The 15,661-nt window shown below is 71.1% G+C and carries 15 protein-coding genes; 2 read left to right on the forward strand and 13 right to left on the reverse strand.

What is annotated here, in order from left to right; translation table 11 throughout:
• Positions 1–16: 16 nt before the first annotated feature.
• The 8 genes from ACIPVB_RS11135 to ACIPVB_RS11170 form a co-directional block, all read right to left on the reverse strand.
• Positions 17–1,285, reverse strand: coding sequence for an ABC transporter ATP-binding protein (locus ACIPVB_RS11135; protein WP_400368908.1), 1,269 nt, complete (start codon positions 1,283–1,285; stop codon positions 17–19).
• A gap of 88 nt (positions 1,286–1,373) precedes the next feature.
• Positions 1,374–2,222 carry a carbohydrate ABC transporter permease gene (locus ACIPVB_RS11140; RefSeq protein WP_400368910.1) on the reverse strand — a complete coding sequence of 283 codons (849 nt, stop codon included), beginning with the start codon at positions 2,220–2,222 and terminating at the stop codon, positions 1,374–1,376.
• The gene (locus ACIPVB_RS11145; RefSeq protein WP_400368912.1) at positions 2,222–3,187 is read right to left on the reverse strand and encodes a carbohydrate ABC transporter permease; all 966 of its coding nucleotides are present in this window, start codon (positions 3,185–3,187) and stop codon (positions 2,222–2,224) included. The genes ACIPVB_RS11140 and ACIPVB_RS11145 overlap by 1 nt, the downstream gene beginning before the upstream one ends.
• Positions 3,184–4,449, reverse strand: a complete 1,266-nt coding sequence (locus tag ACIPVB_RS11150) for an extracellular solute-binding protein (protein ID WP_400368913.1) — start codon at positions 4,447–4,449, stop codon at positions 3,184–3,186. Before ACIPVB_RS11150 ends, ACIPVB_RS11145 begins: the two co-directional genes overlap by 4 nt.
• 175 nt (positions 4,450–4,624) lie before the next feature.
• Positions 4,625–5,998 (reverse strand): FAD-dependent oxidoreductase, encoded by a 1,374-nt coding sequence (locus tag ACIPVB_RS11155; RefSeq protein WP_400368915.1) that lies wholly within the window; start codon positions 5,996–5,998, stop codon positions 4,625–4,627.
• Between the two features lie 43 nt (positions 5,999–6,041).
• The gene (locus ACIPVB_RS11160; protein WP_400368916.1) at positions 6,042–7,103 is read right to left on the reverse strand and encodes a polyprenyl synthetase family protein; all 1,062 of its coding nucleotides are present in this window, start codon (positions 7,101–7,103) and stop codon (positions 6,042–6,044) included.
• 63 nt (positions 7,104–7,166) lie between these two features.
• Entirely contained in the window at positions 7,167–7,886 is a 720-nt protein-coding gene (locus tag ACIPVB_RS11165) for a class I SAM-dependent methyltransferase (protein WP_400368918.1), read from the reverse strand.
• Positions 7,887–7,895: 9 nt separating this feature from the next.
• On the reverse strand, positions 7,896–8,459 hold the full coding sequence (locus ACIPVB_RS11170) for a DUF402 domain-containing protein (protein WP_400368919.1): 564 nt from the start codon (positions 8,457–8,459) through the stop codon (positions 7,896–7,898).
• A 189-nt stretch (positions 8,460–8,648) separates the two neighbouring features.
• Here ACIPVB_RS11170 and ACIPVB_RS11175 point away from each other — a divergent pair, with 189 nt between their 5' ends.
• Positions 8,649–9,926, forward strand: a complete 1,278-nt coding sequence (locus ACIPVB_RS11175; protein ID WP_400368921.1) for an isochorismate synthase MenF — start codon at positions 8,649–8,651, stop codon at positions 9,924–9,926.
• A gap of 3 nt (positions 9,927–9,929) precedes the next feature.
• On the opposite strand, the gene ACIPVB_RS11180 is transcribed toward ACIPVB_RS11175, so the two are convergent.
• From ACIPVB_RS11180 to ACIPVB_RS11190, 3 genes are all read right to left on the reverse strand, one after another.
• On the reverse strand, positions 9,930–10,787 hold the full coding sequence (locus ACIPVB_RS11180) for a polyphosphate kinase 2 family protein (RefSeq protein WP_400368923.1): 858 nt from the start codon (positions 10,785–10,787) through the stop codon (positions 9,930–9,932).
• Positions 10,788–10,866: 79 nt separating this feature from the next.
• Positions 10,867–12,648: a 2-succinyl-5-enolpyruvyl-6-hydroxy-3-cyclohexene-1-carboxylic-acid synthase gene (menD, locus tag ACIPVB_RS11185; protein WP_400368925.1), complete on the reverse strand. Its 1,782-nt coding sequence runs from the start codon at positions 12,646–12,648 to the stop codon at positions 10,867–10,869.
• 5 nt (positions 12,649–12,653) lie between these two features.
• On the reverse strand, positions 12,654–13,085 hold the full coding sequence (locus ACIPVB_RS11190) for a PLD nuclease N-terminal domain-containing protein (RefSeq protein ID WP_400368927.1): 432 nt from the start codon (positions 13,083–13,085) through the stop codon (positions 12,654–12,656).
• Between the two features lie 108 nt (positions 13,086–13,193).
• Here ACIPVB_RS11190 and ACIPVB_RS11195 point away from each other — a divergent pair, with 108 nt between their 5' ends.
• Positions 13,194–13,514 (forward strand): DUF4229 domain-containing protein, encoded by a 321-nt coding sequence (locus ACIPVB_RS11195; protein ID WP_400368929.1) that lies wholly within the window; start codon positions 13,194–13,196, stop codon positions 13,512–13,514.
• 1 nt (position 13,515) lies between these two features.
• Here the strand turns inward: ACIPVB_RS11195 and ACIPVB_RS11200 are convergent, their stop codons facing one another.
• On the reverse strand, positions 13,516–14,487 hold the full coding sequence (locus ACIPVB_RS11200) for a 1,4-dihydroxy-2-naphthoate polyprenyltransferase (RefSeq protein ID WP_400368930.1): 972 nt from the start codon (positions 14,485–14,487) through the stop codon (positions 13,516–13,518).
• Between the two features lie 11 nt (positions 14,488–14,498).
• Positions 14,499–15,659 (reverse strand): AMP-binding protein, encoded by a 1,161-nt coding sequence (locus ACIPVB_RS11205; protein ID WP_400368932.1) that lies wholly within the window; start codon positions 15,657–15,659, stop codon positions 14,499–14,501.
• Positions 15,660–15,661: the final 2 nt, after the last annotated feature.

Consider the following 15,661-nt stretch of genomic DNA (forward strand, 5'->3'; position numbering starts at 1 on the left):
CGACCCGCGCCGGGACTCACTGTCCCGCCGTCGACTCCTCGCGCGCCTGACGTTGCTGTGCGCGTTCCAGGGCGCGTGTGCGCGCGGCCCGCGCGTCCTCCTCGAGCTTGTCGGCCTTCGCCTCGTCGCGGGTGAGGTTGACGCCGGTCTCGGGATCGAACAGGTGCAGGGCGTCCGGCGAGAACCACAGCCGCGCCGCATCGCCCGGACGGATCGAGCTCATGGCATCCAGAGCCACCACCAGCTCGGTGCGCAGGCTCTCGCCGTCGAGGTCGCGGTCCAGCTCCGAGAGCTTCTCTCGCACGGTCTCGTCGGTCTCGTACGGGACGTACGCGTACAGCACCTCGCCGAGCCACTCGGTCATCTCGATGTCGAGCTCGGCGGTCACCCCGCCGGCGAGGTCGCGCTCGGTGGCATCCGCGTCCTCGAAGGCGTCGGGGCGCACGCCCACGATGACCAGGTCGCGACCCTCGACGGCGGCGCGCAACCGATCGTCGAGGGGGACGTCGGCGATCGGCAGACGCAGGACGTCGCCGTCGACCGTTCCGCTGAGGAAGTTCATCGGCGGCGAGCCGATGAAGCCCGCCACGAACAGATTCACCGGCTGGTCGTACAGTCCCCGCGGACTCGCCACCTGCTGCAGCTCTCCGCGGCGCAGGACGGCGACGCGATCGCCGAGGGTCATCGCCTCGGTCTGGTCGTGCGTGACGTAGACGGTCGTGATGCCGAGGGAGCGCTGCAGACGCGCGATCTCGGTGCGCATCTGGCCGCGGAGCTTGGCGTCGAGGTTCGACAGCGGCTCGTCGAACAAGAACGCGCTGGCGTTGCGCACGATCGCGCGCCCCATCGCCACGCGCTGACGCTGACCGCCCGAGAGGTTGGCGGGCTTGCGCTCGAGGTGCTCATCGAGCTCGAGCAGCCGCGAGGCCCGCCGCACCCGCTTGTCGATCTCGTCGTCGCTCAGGTCGCTGGATTTCAGGCGCATCGGGAACGCGATGTTCTCGTACACGGTGAGGTGCGGGTAGAGCGCGTAATTCTGGAAGACCATCGCGAGGTTGCGGTCCTTGGGCGCCTTGTCGTTGACCACCTCGTCCGCGATCCGCAGTTCGCCGTCCGAGATGTCCTCGAGGCCGACGATCATGCGCAGCAGCGTCGACTTGCCGCAGCCCGACGGCCCCACGAGGATGACGAACTCGCCATCGGCGATGTCGAGATCGACGCCTTTGACCGCGGTGAAGCCGTCGTCGTACGTCTTGACGATGTGGTTCAGAGTGATGGATGCCATGAGGTGCTGCTCCTGGTGTTCTTCGACGACGCTCGAGGCGGGGTCCGAGGCGGTTCTGATCTGCGCGCGAAGGCCACGGGACGGCCCGTCAGCCCTTGACCGCGCCCTGGGTGAGGCCGGACACGATCCGACGCTGGAAGATGACGACGACGATCACGATCGGGATCGTGACCACGATCGCGGCGGCCGAGATGGCGCCGGTGGGTTCCTCGAACTGCGATGCCCCCGTGAAGAAGGACAGGGCCGCGGGCACCGGGCGGGCGGCATCCGTCGAGGTCAGGGAGATGCCGTAGACGAAATCGTTCCACGCGATGAAGAAGGCGATAATCGCGGTCGTGAACACCCCCGGCGCCGCCAGCGGCACCACGGTCTTGCGGAACGCCTCGAACGGGGTGGCTCCATCGACCTGCGCGGCCTGTTCGAGTTCCCACGGGATCTGACGGAAGAACGCCGCGAGGGTCCAGATCGAGATCGGCAGGGTCAGCGACAGGTACGGGATGATGAGGCCGAGCCAGGTGTCGTAGAGCCCCACCACCCGCCAGAGGTTGAACAACGGGGTGACGATCGACACGATCGGGAAGACCGAGACGGCCAGCGCCGTGGTGAGGATGACGCGCTTGCCGGGGAAGTCCAGGCGCGCGATCGCGTAAGCGCACAGGGTCGCCAGCACCACCGCGATGAAGGTCGCGATGAGCGAGATGCCGATCGAGTTGCGCAGCGCGGGTAGGAAGAGGTCCTGCGCGCTGCCGCCGGGGGCGAGGATCGTGGCGTAGTTGTCGAGCGTCCACTCCGTCGGCAGCAGGGTCCCCGAGAACAACCCCGCCGGCGTCTTGAACGAGGTCATGAGGATCGAGAACACCGGGAAGAGCGACCACACCAGGACGGCGGCGATGATCGCGAGCCACATCAGGCGCTGGGGCCAGGTCATCGCGCGCATCAGGAGTTCCTTCCCGCCGACAGGTCCACTTTGAAACCCTTGATGAAGATCGCCGCGATGATCAGCACGCTCAGGAACAGCAACACCGAGATCGCCGACCCCAGGCCGATCTCGAGGCGGCCGATCGAGGTGTTGTAGGCCAGGAGCGACAGCGCCTCGGTGTTGTTCGCGCCCGCGGTCATGATGAAGATGTTGTCGAAGATGCGGAAGGCCTCGAGCGTGCGGAACAGCACCGCCACCATGATCGCGGCCTTCATGTTCGGCAGGATGACGCGGCGCAGCACCTCCCACGACGTCGCCCCGTCGACCTTGGCGGCCTCTTCGAGGTCGCCCGGCACCTGCGCGAGTCCGGACAGCAGCAGCAGCGAGATGAAGGGCGTCGTCTTCCACACCTCGCTCAGGATGATGACGGTGAGCGACGTGCCTTGGTACGCGAACCAGTTGAGGTTCTCGTCGAACCCGGGGATCCACGACAGCCAGTTGTTGACGTAGCCGCCCGAGTTGATGTCGAAGGCGTAGAACCAGGCGAACGCCGACACGACGGTGATGATGCCGTAGGGCACCAGGATCGCCGTGCGGGCGAATCCGCGCAGCTTCTTGATCGCCCGATGCATCACGAGCGCGAAGGCGAAGCCGATGACGAGCTCGAGCAGCACGGTCACGACCGTGATGAACAGCGTCACCCCCATCGACTGCCAGAACGCCGGGTCACCCAGGATCACCGCGTAGTTGCGGAACCAGATGAACTCGCGGTCGCCGGGTGCGGTCAGGCGCAGGCTGAAGAGCGAGTCCCAGATCGCCTGGACGATCGGGTACAGCGTGACCAGCAGCATGATCCCGAATGCGGGGCCCGCCAGCATCCATCCCAATCGCGCCTCGGCGCGGGCGCGGTCGGACCGGCGCTTCTTCTTCGCGGGGGCCGCCGGCTCGGCGCGCTCCGTGGCGCGGGTGATCGTGTCGGTCACAGCAGTCGCTCCCCTCTGAGCACCGCGAGGATGAAGTCGGTCGAGGACTGCGGCGTCGCATCCGGGTCCACCGCGTTCGGCGGGTGCCAGGTGCGCTGCAGTCCGATGGAGATCTCGTTGTAGTACGGCGTCTGCGGCCGCGGCGCGCCCAGCTGCAGCGACTCCGCGATGGTGGATGCCATCGGGAACTTCTCGGTGACCTCGGCGTCGTCGTACGCCGCGAGGTTCGAGGGCGGGTTGCCGTTGGTGACGAAGTACTGCGCCTGGTTCTCGGGGCTGACGATGCACGCCACCGCCTGCCAGGCGAGGTCGACGTTCTCGCTGTACGCCCCGACCCCGAGGTTGATGCCGCCCACGGGAGGTGCGGCCGGGGAGTCGGCATCCACCCGGGGGTACACCGCCCACCCGAGGTCGTCGACGACCTCGGGAGCGGCGCTCTGCATGGCCGGGTAGACGAACGGCCAGTTGACCATGAACGAGCCGTCGTCGCCCTGGAAGAGGTTCATGCTGGCGTTCTCGTCGGCCGTCGGCAGACCCGAGCCGCCCAGACCCGACGACCCGATGCGACCGATGATGTCGGCGGCCTTCCTGCCGGCGTCGGATTCGAGCCCGAGCTGCATCTCGTCGGGCGTCGCGTCGGGGTTGTCCAGGATCTGCCCACCCGCCGAGGCGACGAGGGCGTTGATCCACACCGTCAGCGATTCGGCGAGTGCGCCCTGCACACCGAGCTGCTTGTTCTGATCTTCGGCGGCCTGGATGATCTGATCCCAGGTGACGGGCCGGCTCATGTCCAGACCCGCCGCCTCGGCGACCGACTTGCGATACCAGAGCAGCTGCGTGTTGGCCCAGAACGGCACCGTGACCAGCTCGCCGTTCCAGCTCGCGGACTGCACAGCACCCTGGACGACGCCGTCGGTGTTCTGTAGGTCAGCGGGCACGGGGGCGAGGAATCCCGGCTCGGCGAGCTCGGGGATGAAGGGCGGGTCCAGGCTCATGATGTCGAGCGAGCGATCGCTCGCCGCCAGACGCCGGGCCAGCTGCTCGCGCTGCGATGCCGCGTCGCGCGGCAGCAGAGAGGTCTCGATGCGGTACGCCCCGTCCGCCGCCTCGGTGCAGGATGCCGCGATCTCGGCCTGACCGCCGTCGTCGGGGTTGATGTACCACGTGAGGGTGGGCACCCCGTCACCGGCGGAGCAGGCGCCGAGCGTGCCCGCCAAGGCGACAGCCGAAGCGCCGGCCACGATCCGTCTCAGGTTTGGCATCCGGCCCCCTCGCCTCGGTGCGGGAACCTCGCGGCCCCCTCGTCCTCGCTCCATCCTGCCGACGGGGGTCGGTTCTGGTCCTGAGGCTTGCCCCCGACGCGGGCGGGGTGATACCCGCTCGGACGACGAACCGCCCCGTCCGAGGACGGGGCGGTTGGTCACCATCGGACGGGGATCACTCCCCGCGCGAGATCGCGATCATCTCCTCGCGCGGGACGACCTTGATGCGGGCGCGCTCGTGCGGGACGCCGAGGGCCACCTCGTGCTCGTCGAGACGGCGCCAGCCGGACAGGTCGGTCCACCGCACGCCGCGCTCGGCGAGGAGGGCCGGGATGGCCTCCTCTTCGGGGTGCGCGGGCTGCCACCACTCGCCCTGGTCGTTGATGACGTGACGGACGGTCTCCATGGCATCCGACTTGGTGTGACCGATCAGACCCACGGGACCCCGCTTGATCCATCCGGTGGCGTAGACGCCCGGCAGTCGCGAATTCGAGTCGCCCGCGAGCACCTGGCCCTCGTGGTTGGGGATGACGCCGCGGAGCTCGTCGAAGGGGACGTCCTTCAGCGGTGACCCGAAGTACCCGACCGCGCGATAGAGGGCCTGGATCGCCACCTCGCGGATCTCGCCGGTTCCGACCACACCGCCCTCGGCATCGGGCCGCGTGCGCTCGTAGCGCAGGGCGGCGACTCGTCCGTCGGCGTCCTTGACGATCTCGAGGGGCTTGGCCCAGAAGTGCAGATGCAGGCGGCGCGAGGCTTCTCCCCCGGCGTTGTTCACGCCCGGGCGCGTGCGCCACTGCTGGAGCACGCGGTCGATGACCTTGACCTGCTTGTTGGTCTCGATCGCCGCCCGGGAGGCCTCGTCGTAGTCGAAGTCCTCGTCGTACACGACCATGTCGACATCGCGCAGCTCGCCGAGCTCGCGCAGCTCGAGCGGGGTGAACTTCACCTGCGCGGGTCCCCGACGCCCGAAGACGTGCACGTCCGTGACCGGCGAGGCCTTGAGCCCCTGGTAGACGTTGTCGGGAACCTCGGTGGGCAGCAGGTCGTCGGCGTGCTTGGCGAGCATGCGCGTGACGTCGAGCGCGACGTTGCCGTTGCCGATGACGGCGACCGACTCGGCCTCGAGAGGCCAGGTGCGCGGCACGTCGGGGTGACCGTCGAACCAGCTGACGAAGTCGGCGGCACCGTACGAGCCCTCGGCGTCGATGCCGGGGATGTCGAGATCGGCGTCGCGGATCGCGCCCGTCGAGAAGATCACGGCGTTGTAATGCCGCTTGAGATCGTCAAGGGTGATGTCCTCGCCGAAGCGCACGTTGCCGAAGATGCGGATGTCACCGCGATCGAGCACCTCGCGCAATGCGGTGACGACGCCCTTGATGCGCGGGTGGTCGGGGGCGACGCCGTAGCGCACCAGACCGTAGGGAGCCGGAAGCTGCTCGAAGAGGTCGATCGAGACGTCGAACTGACGCTCGGCTTTCAGCAGGATGTCTGCGGCGTAGATGCCGGCGGGACCGGCTCCGACGATGGCGAGGCGCAGCTTTGTCATGGGTTCCTCTCGATCGCGATCGGGGGGGGGTGGGAGAAGGGAATCAGGCCGAGCGGTCGGCCACGGCGCGCGCGAAGCGCGTCAGCGCCTCGCGGACGGCGCCGTCGGGCAGCGGCGCGAGGGCGTCGATCGCCTCTTGCGACCACTGATGCGCGAGGCGCAGGGTCTCGTGCGTGGTCTCGTGGTCGCGCAGTTCGGCCAGCGCGGCATCGAGGACCGACGCATCGGCACCGGCGGCGATACGCTCCTGGCCCTCGTCGATCCGCGCGCGCAGGTCGGCCGAGGCCGCGTCGGAGCGATGGCCGAGCAGCAGATACGGCATCGTCGGCACGCCGGCACGCAGGTCGGTTCCGGGAACCTTTCCCGTCTCGGACGGGTCGGGCGAGAGGTCGATCACATCGTCGAGCAGCTGGAACGCCACTCCCGCCTTCTCGCCGAAGACGATCATCGGCTGCTCGAACTCTTCGGGGGCGCCCGAGTAGATCACGCCGGACTGCGCGGCGGCGGCGATGAGGGAGCCGGTCTTGTCGGCGAGCACCTCGAGGTAGAAGTCGACCGGCTCATCGCCCTCTTGCGGGCCGACGGTCTCGTGCATCTGCCCGAGCACCAGCCGCTCGAAGGTGTCGGCCTGCAGCTGGATCGCGCGTTCTCCGCGCCGGGCCATGAGCTGGCTTGCGCGGGCGAACAGCAGGTCGCCGGTGAGGATGGCGATGTTGTTGCCCCACACCGTCTGGGCGCTGGGAACACCGCGCCGTTTGTCGGCGCCGTCCATGACGTCGTCGTGGTAGAGCGAGCCGAGGTGGGTCAGTTCGAGGGCCGTGGCGACCTCGACGACCTCTTCCGTGGTGCCCTGCCCGAGCTGCGCGGTGAGGATGGCCAGCATCGGACGCACGCGCTTGCCCCCGGCCTCGTAGAGGTAGCGGGCGGTGACGTCGGCGAGCTTGTCGGCGCTGCGCACCTGGTCCTCGAGCTCGGTCTCGACGCGCGCCAGACCCGCCTCCACGGTGGAGAGGAGGGTGCGCGAACGCAATCCTGCGAAGATGCGGTCGCTCAGGCCCAGCTTGCCCGACAGGCGGGTGCCGGCCGCGGACGGTCTCGGGGTCACCCGATCAGCCTATCCTGGCCCGGTTAGGCGGGACCGCCGGTATCTCGACGGTTGACAGGGGTGCTAGGCGGCGGGCCGGGTGCCGCGGTGCAGCGCCACGATCCCGAGCGAGAGGTTGCGATAGGCGACGTCGTCCCATCCGGCATCCCTCATCCAGCTCGCCAGCGTCGGCTGGTCCGGCCAGTCGCGGATGGACTCGTTGAGGTAGTCGTAGGCCTCGGCGTTGGAGCTCACGGCCTTCGCCACGATCGGGAGCACCCGGTCGTTGTAGAAGCGGTAGAGACCGTTGAAGACGCGGGACGGCGGGTGCGAGAACTCGCACACGACGATGCGGCCGCCGGGGCGGGTGACGCGGCGCAGCTCCCGCAGGGCGCGGCGGGGGTCGTCGACGTTGCGCAGCCCGAACGACATCGTGACGGCGTCGAACTCGCCGTCGGCGAAGGGCAGGTCGGTGGCGTTGGCCTGCACGAACTCGAGGTTGGGTACGTCGCCGTGGCGACGTCGCCCCTCGGCGATCATGCCGCGCGAGAAGTCGGCGGCGACCACGTGCGCCCCGCTCGGCACGAACGCCATCGACGACGTGCCGGTGCCCGCCGCCAGATCGAGGATGCGTTCTGCGCGCTGGGGGGCCACCGCGCGCAGCGTGGCGACGCGCCACAGCCGGTCGTTGCCGAGGCTCAGCACGGAGTTGGTGCGGTCGTAGGCCGCCGCGACCTGGTCGAACATGCCGCTGACGCGCTGCGGGTCTTTACCGAGGTCGGCGCGGTTGGGGTCGCTGCTCACCCGTCGAGTCTAGGCGCGCGGCACGGGGTCGTCGCTGGGGGTTGCCAGGGCGGCGAGGCGCTCGAGCCAGGGGCCGGTGACGTCGTCCGAGAACGGCGCCTCGCCGTCGCGCACCCGTCGCTCCAGGTCGGTGGCCGTGGCATCCAGGTGTGCCACGATGTCGCTCGGGTACCCGTAGCGCTCGCGGTGCTCGTCCCACTCGTCGCGGTCGTCGATCCAGGTGCCGCGCTCGTCGGTGCGTCGCACGACGTCGAGGTCCATGTCGATGCCGCGGGGCACGCCGTCGTCGTGCCAGCGGACGTCCCACGCGAGGTCGATGTACACCGCCACCGGGTGGGGGTCGGCGTTGTGCGTGAACGCCCAGTCCCCGCTGGCCGGCACCAGCGTGACGTTCGGCTGGCGGCAGACGAACTCCGCACCGGGGCGGGCGCTGCGCCAGCCGATCTGCTGCCCGAACCACTCGCCCCATTCGTCGCTGCCGAGGTAGACGCTGTCCTGGACCCAGTGAGGGGAGCCGTCCCACTTGCGCCACTCGAACATCAGGCGGGTGCCGGGGGCGGGACGAGGATCCATGCCTCGGAGTCTAAATCGCGCGCACGCACCGGTCTCCGCCGCACCCGCCGGCACGATGCCGGAACCGGGCACCCGTACCGCCGGTCGCGTCGTGACCGGCCGCACCGGTGGTGTCGCCGTCGGTTCGACACCGAGGCATCCGGTGCCGCCCGCCGTCCGCGCGGCCACCGCGGGTCTACGCTCGATTCCATGCTCGAACCCGCGGATGACGCCGTGCCGCGCCTGCGCGTGGTCACGCGCGAACTCCCCCCGATGGACGACGTGCTGGCGTACACCACCCCGTACGACCCGCTCTTCTGGAGCAGGCGCGGCGAATCGCTGGCCGCGTTCGGCGACCTGCTCACCCTGCGCTACACGGGCTCGCAGCCCGGTGACGCCACCATCTCGGAGCGCTGGCGGGCGATCGCGGCTGCCGCCGAGGTGGACGACCCGGTGCGGTTGCCGGGAACGGGGCTGGTGGGCTTCGGCTCTTTCGTGTTCGACCCGCGCTCGCAGCGCGAGAACGTCCTGCGCGTTCCCGGCATGATCGTCGGGCGGCATAGCGGACGCGCCTGGGTCACCCGGCTCGCGTTCGACGACACCCCCGACGGGCCCGAGCCCGAACTGCCGCCCCGCTCCCCGTTCGGGCCCCACTGGTCGGCGACGATGGGACCGGGCCGTCAGACGGCGGAGAAGTACCAGGATGCCGTCCGCCAGGCCATCGAGGCCATCGGCGCCCGCGAGGTGGCCAAGGTGGTCCTCGCCCGCGACATCGTCGGCACGGTCCCGGCGGGCTCCGATCTGCGCCGGCTCGTGCGGTCCCTTCTCGAAGGGTACCCGGACTGCTGGGTGTTCGCGGTGGACGGGCTGATCGGCGCGAGCCCCGAGACGCTGGTGACGGTGTCCGAGGGCACGGTGACCGCGCGCGTCCTCGCCGGGACCGTGGCGCGCGGAGGCGACGCCGACGCCGACGTCGCGGCATCCCTCGCCCTGATCCGCAGCACCAAGGACCAGGACGAGCATCGTTTCGCGGTCCAGAGCGTGCTCACGGCGCTCACCCCCCACACCTCGTCGCTCGCGGCGGAGTCGCAGCCGTTCACGCTCAAGCTGCCGAACGTGTGGCACCTCGCCACCGACGTCGAGGGCGTGCTCAGCGAGGACGCGTCCTGCCTCGACCTGCTGTCGGTGCTGCACCCGACGGCGGCGGTGGCGGGAACACCGACGACCGCGGCGATGGAGGTCATCCGCCGCCTCGAACCGTTCGATCGCGGCCGGTATGCCGGGGCGGTCGGGTGGACGGCGGCCTCGGGCGACGGCGAATGGGCCATCGCGCTACGCTGCGCCCAGATCGACCGCGCCGCGCCGTCGTCGCCGACCGCCCCGATCACCGCCTACGCGGGCGCGGGGATCGTCGCCGACAGCGTGCCCGAATCGGAGCTGCTCGAAACCCGCGTGAAGTTCCGGCCCATCATCGAGGCGCTGGCCTGACGCTCAGGACTGCGCGAGGCGCTTCTTCTCGGCCTCGACGTCGTAGTCGGCTTCCGGCCACCGCGGGGCGATGTCCTCGAGCGCGTCGATGAGCAGCTGCTGCACCGCCAGCCGCGCGTACCACTTGCGATCGGCGGGCACGACGTGCCAGGGGGCGATCGGCGTCGACGTGCGCTCGATCGCCGTCTGGTAGGCCTGCATGTAGTCGTCCCACAGGAGCCGCTCGTCGACGTCGCCGGGGTTGTACTTCCAGTGCTTGTCGGGCCGATCGAGTCGCTCTGCCAGACGCTCGCGCTGCTCGTCCTTCGAGATGTGCAGCATGACCTTCACGACGCGGATGCCCATCTCGGCCGCCTGCGCCTCGAAGGCGACGATCGCCCCGTAACGGCGCTCGATCTCGTCGGGGGCGGCGAGCGCGCGGACGCGACCGATGAGCACGTCCTCGTAGTGCGAGCGGTCGAAGACGCCGATCCGCCCGGCGTCCGGGAGCCGCTTCTCGATCCGCCAGAGGAAGTCGTGCTGGAGCTCTTCGGCGGTGGGCTTCTTGAACGACGCCAGGTCGACGCCCTGCGGGTCGACGGCGCCCACGACGTGCCGGACGATGCCGCCCTTGCCGGCGGTGTCCATCGCCTGCAGCACCAGGAGCACCGACCCGGTGGCCGTCCCGGCGACGCTCTGGGCGAAGAGGCGCTCCTGCAGGCCCTCGAGCGGCTCGCGACCCGCCTCGAGGTCGGCCTTGCCGCTGTCTTTGTCGCCGTCGTAGCCGGGGGTCGATCGGGGATCGATGTCGGCGAGGCGGAAACCGGGGTCGACGCGCAGGGCGTCGGAGGCGGGCGAGGACCAGCGGCTCTTCGTGCTCATCACGCCATGCTGGCGCGTCATCCGCGTCCGGCGCCACCCGTTGACGGTCGGACGATCGAGGGATGCCGCGACCCCGGCGTCATCGCGTCAGCGGCACCTCGATCAGCTGGCGCCCGCCCGTGGGGGCGGTGAGCACCTGATCCAGGGCCACGCGGGTGGTGCAGCGGTGGTACTCCCACCCGAAGGCGAGCGCGAGCTGCTCGAGTCGCGCGGTCTGGGGCGTGTACTGCACGCGGGTCATCGCGTCCTCTCCGGCGACCCCGGCGACCTCGAGACCGTCGAAGATCGTGCCGCCGCCGTCGTTTCCGACGACGACCTGCAGGCGCGGCTCGGCTTCGCCCGGCGGCAGCAGCAGGGCGCCCATGTCGTGCAGGAACGCCAGATCGCCCAGCAGCAGGCGGGTGATCCCCGGGCGCTCGTCGCCCTGGCTCGCGAGGGCGATGCCCGTGGCGGTGGCGATCGTGCCGTCGATGCCGGCGAGACCGCGGTTGGCGTGCACCGCGACCTTCTTGCCCCCGAGCAGTTCGTCGGCGACGCGCACGATGCGCGACGACCCGAACACCAGTCGGTCGTGCGGCCAGCTCGCGCGCCACAGCGCGTCGACGAGCGCGGCGCGATCGACCGGGGCACGCATCACCCGCACCTCTGCGTTGATCGCGCCACGTCGCTCGTGCGGCACGGCCGAGGCGAGTCCGTCGGCGTCGGGGGCGGGCGGCGACAGGTCGATCGCCGCGGCGCGCGACGCGCGCATCCACTCCCCCAGCCACTCCCGGTCGGCGGTACCGGTCACCCTGACCGCGTCGACGGCGCACGTGACCCCGTTGAGGTTGACCGGCTCGCCCGGTCCGCGCACGGCCAGCACCTCGATGTCGTCACGCATGAGCAGGCGCGTCACCTCTCGGCTGAGGGTGGGTCGGCCGAAGACCACGGCGCGCTCGATGCGCCCGCCGAGCTGCGGATCGCCCAACAGAGCCCGGTACCCGTGCACGAGATGCCGCCCGAAGCGGGCCCCGCTGACGATCTCGGCCACGAGGGGGAACCCGCCGACGTGCGCGAGCTGCTCGGCGGGCGCGCCCGCATCCGCCCCGGCGATGACGATCGTGCGCGGGCCGGTCTCGATGCGGTGCGCCGCCTCGGCGTCGGGGGCGACGTCGGCCACGCCGATGCCCCCGCCGCCCTGGTACAGCGCGCCCGAGGCATCGTCGCCGGCCTCGCCGGGCTCGCCCGCGACGGTCGCGGATGCCGCCCGCGCGGCGAGCCACGTCGGAACGGCGCCGGCGAGGGGTTCGCGCAGCGGCACGTTCAGATGGACCGGACCGGGGACGCGGGCTCCCTCGCCCAGGGCGGCGGCGAGCGCCTCGGCCGCGACGGCATCGAGATCGGCGGTCTGTGCGGCGGTGCCGTCGTCGTCGGTCGCGACGGGCACAGCCAGGTCGGCCTCGAGGCGGGCGGCCGAGCGGAACAGGCCCGGCTGGCGCGTCGTCTGATTGGCGCCCACGCCGCGCAGTTCCGGCGGTCGGTCGGCGGTGAGCAGCAGCAGAGGCACCCCCGCGTGATGCGCCTCGAGAGCGGCGGGCAGCAGATTGGCCACGGCGGTTCCGGAGGTGCAGACGACGACCGCCGGCATCCCGCTCTCACGTCCGATGCCCAGCGCGGTGAATCCCGCGACCCGCTCGTCGATGCGCACGTGCAGGTCGATCAATCCTGCGCGCTCGAGCTCGGCGGCGACCAGGGCGAGGGCCTGCGAGCGCGAGCCGGGGCTCACCACGATGTGGCGTACGCCTCTGGCAACCAGTCCGGCCAGCAGCGCCGCAGCGGCGTCGGTGGCGGGCGCGGCGGAGCGGACGTCCGGCGAGGTCACGGCGCTCAGCCGACGGCGCCGCGCGAACCGCGGGTGTCGTCGTCGCCCGGGCCGGTGGTGCCGTCGCCCGGGGTGGTCCCGGGGTCGGTCTTCTTCGTCGGCGGCACGGGGTCGTCGGCCTCGGAGTCGAGCTGCGCGAGCTCTTCTTCGAGCCGGCGGATGCGTTCGTCCTGCTCGGCGCGCGCCGAGGGCGTCATGCGACCGAGGAACTCGGGATCGTCGTCGGGTGCGCGGCGCACGACCGGCTTCGCGGCGCGGCCGCGACCGATGAGGAACCACAGGATGCCGCCGAGCACCGGCAGCAGGATGACGATCGCCATCCACGCGGGCTTGCTGACACCGCGATGACGCGAGGGGGATTGCACAGCGCAGTCGACGATCGTGTAGACCCAGAAGACGGTCGCCACGAGCGCCAGGATGAGAAGCAGCCGTGCCATGGACCGATTCTACGTGCGTCCGCGGGGCGACGGCCCGGTCCCGGCCGAGCTGGCCCACCGTCGAACCACCGCCGGTCGCGCACACGGCCGCCGCCGTAGAATGGCCAGATGCGTGCACGCTCGGCCCTCGTCTACACGGTGCTGCGACTGCTGGCCTTCGTCGTGCCGCTGGTCATCCTGCTGCTGTTCCCGGTGTTCCAGGAGCTGCCGTGGCTCGCGGCCATCTTCGCCGCCCTCATCGGGCTGAGCCTGTCGCTGCTGTTCCTGCGCCGCCCGCTCGACGACGTCACCGGCGGTCTGGCCGAGCGGCGCGCCCGCCGGCAGTCGACCGGGCGCCGTACGGGCGCCGAGACCGACGCCGACGCGGAGGACGCGGTCGTGGATGCCACGCGCCCCTCCGTCGACGGCGACCCCGCGACCGGCCGCTGACTCAGCCTGCGAAGGCCCAGAACAACAGCGCGCCGTAGGCGACCGAGGTGAAGCTCGTCACCTGCAGCGCTGTGATGAGTTCGCGCGGCGTGCGGTACGTCCACACGATGAGGATGGCCGAGAGCCCCCCGAGCAACGCGATCAGCGTGAGCCAGGCGATCGGGTAGACCAGGGCCAGGAACACCGCGATCGCGAACGGGATCAGCACGAACAGCGTGAACAGCACCTGCGTGGCGCGTCGCCCGATGAGCACCGACAGGGTGCGCTTGCCCGCCAGGCGGTCCTGATCGATGTCGCGCAGATTGTTGGCCAGCAGCACGGCGCACGCCAGCAGCCCCGCGGCGACCGCCCCGAACCAGGCTTCCTGCGGGAGCGCGAGCACCTGCAACCAGGTCGTGCCGAGCGTGGCGACGAGCCCGAAGAACACGAAGACGAAGAGCTCGCCCATCGCGTTGTAGCCGTAGGGGCGCTTGCCGCCGGTGTAGAACCACGCCGCGGCGAGGCACACCGCGCCGACCAGCAGCAGCCACCACTGCCCGGTGCGGATGACGAGGGCGAGCCCGATCACCCCGGCGAGCGCGAAGAACGCCAGCGCCACGATCAGCACCGTGCGCGGCTTCGCCTTGCGTCCGCCCGTCAATCGTCCCGGTCCCACGCGCACGTCGTCGGTGCCGCGGATGCCGTCCGAGTAGTCGTTGGCGTAGTTGACGCCGATCTGCAGCGCGAACGCCACCGCCAGGCACGCCAGGGCGATCACCCAGTGGAGTCGCTCGTCGACGAGGGTCGCCGCCCCCGTTCCGATGAGCACCGGCGTGATCGCCAGCGGGAGCGTGCGCAGGCGCGCGGCCGCGATCCAGTCGCGAGCGGTCGCGGGGGCGACGGTCTGCGGGGCGGCGCTGCGGTTCTTCTGCGGGTTGCCGCCGGAACGACGCTTCGGGGCGGTCTGGGAACGCTTACGAGAGGGAGCTGCCACGGAGGCTCATCCTAAGCCCGCCCGCGGTCATCGCCCCCGCCGAGCAGGCGCCGCAGCAGGGCCCGGTCGGGCTTGCCCGAGGCGAGCAGAGGCAGTTCGTCGATCGCCACCACGCGGGCCGGCCGAGCGGGGGCACCGACCGCCTCCGCCACCGCCCGACGGACCACCGCGAGGATGTCCGCCTCGCGAGCGGCCGTGAGCCCGGGCACCACCACGGCGGACCCCTGACCCCAGACGGCATCCGCGATCGGCACCACCACCGCACCCTCGAGGCCCGGGATGCCGCGCACCGCCGCTTCGACCCGATCGAGCGACACGTTCACCCCGCCCGAGACGATGACGTTGTCGAGCCGCCCGGTGACACGCAGCACGCCGTCGACGATCTCGCCGCCGTCGCCGGTGCGGTACCAGCGCCGACCGTCGTCGTCGAGGGGGAAGACGGATGCCGTGCGCTCCGGATCGCCGAGATAGCCCTCGGCGAGGGTCGGGCCCGACAGTCGTACCTCACCGTCGACGACCTGCATCCCCACACCGTCCAAGGGCACGCCGTCGTACACGCAGCCGCCGCTCGTCTCGCTCGATCCGTAGGTGCGGACGACGCGGACGCCCATCACGAGAGCGCGCTCGCGCACCGCCGGGGCGAGGGCCTGGCCGCCGATGAGGATCGCCTCGAACGAGCGGAGCGCCTGCGCCACCGCGGTGTCTGTGTCGGCGGCATCCAGGAGCCGTTGCAACTGCGCGGGGACGAGCGAGGTGTAGGTCGGAACGCGCGCACCGTTGTCGTGCGACGCCATGCCGAGGGCGGCGGCGGCGAACGGCTCGGGCCGGAAGGGTCCGGCGACCACGGCCGGTTCGCGATCGGCCAGCAGTGCGCGGACGAGCACCTGCACGCCGGCCACGTAGGTCGCCGGAACGGCCAGCAGCCATGCGCCCTCGCCGAGGCGGGCCGCGGTGGCGTAGGCGCTGGCTATGAGGGCGTTGCGCGAGATGACCACCGACTTCGGGACGCCGGTCGACCCCGACGTCGTCACGACCACCGCCGTCCCGCCGGGCACATCGTCGGGCAGGCCGGCGCCGCCCAGGGCGACCGCGGGTCCCGCCCCCAGGACCGCCGCGCGCAGCGCCCGCAGGACGTCGCGGGGATCGCCGGATGCCGGGGGCTCGAGCTTCACGC

Origin of the sequence: Microbacterium sp. NPDC090007 (assembly GCF_044748345.1) — a bacterium.
GTDB lineage: Bacteria > Actinomycetota > Actinomycetes > Actinomycetales > Microbacteriaceae > Microbacterium.

What these genes read in the sequence shown, in the direction of transcription:
- ACIPVB_RS11135 (WP_400368908.1), bottom strand. Translation starts at nt 1,285, where the DNA reads ATGGCATCCATCACTCTGAACCACATCGTCAAGACGTACGACGACGGC.
- ACIPVB_RS11140 (WP_400368910.1), bottom strand. Translation starts at nt 2,222, where the DNA reads ATGCGCGCGATGACCTGGCCCCAGCGCCTGATGTGGCTCGCGATCATC.
- ACIPVB_RS11150 (WP_400368913.1), bottom strand. Translation starts at nt 4,449, where the DNA reads ATGCCAAACCTGAGACGGATCGTGGCCGGCGCTTCGGCTGTCGCCTTG.
- ACIPVB_RS11155 (WP_400368915.1), bottom strand. Translation starts at nt 5,998, where the DNA reads ATGACAAAGCTGCGCCTCGCCATCGTCGGAGCCGGTCCCGCCGGCATC.
- ACIPVB_RS11170 (WP_400368919.1), bottom strand. Translation starts at nt 8,459, where the DNA reads ATGGATCCTCGTCCCGCCCCCGGCACCCGCCTGATGTTCGAGTGGCGC.
- ACIPVB_RS11175 (WP_400368921.1), top strand. Translation starts at nt 8,649, where the DNA reads ATGCTCGAACCCGCGGATGACGCCGTGCCGCGCCTGCGCGTGGTCACG.
- ACIPVB_RS11180 (WP_400368923.1), bottom strand. Translation starts at nt 10,787, where the DNA reads ATGAGCACGAAGAGCCGCTGGTCCTCGCCCGCCTCCGACGCCCTGCGC.
- ACIPVB_RS11190 (WP_400368927.1), bottom strand. Translation starts at nt 13,085, where the DNA reads ATGGCACGGCTGCTTCTCATCCTGGCGCTCGTGGCGACCGTCTTCTGG.
- ACIPVB_RS11195 (WP_400368929.1), top strand. Translation starts at nt 13,194, where the DNA reads ATGCGTGCACGCTCGGCCCTCGTCTACACGGTGCTGCGACTGCTGGCC.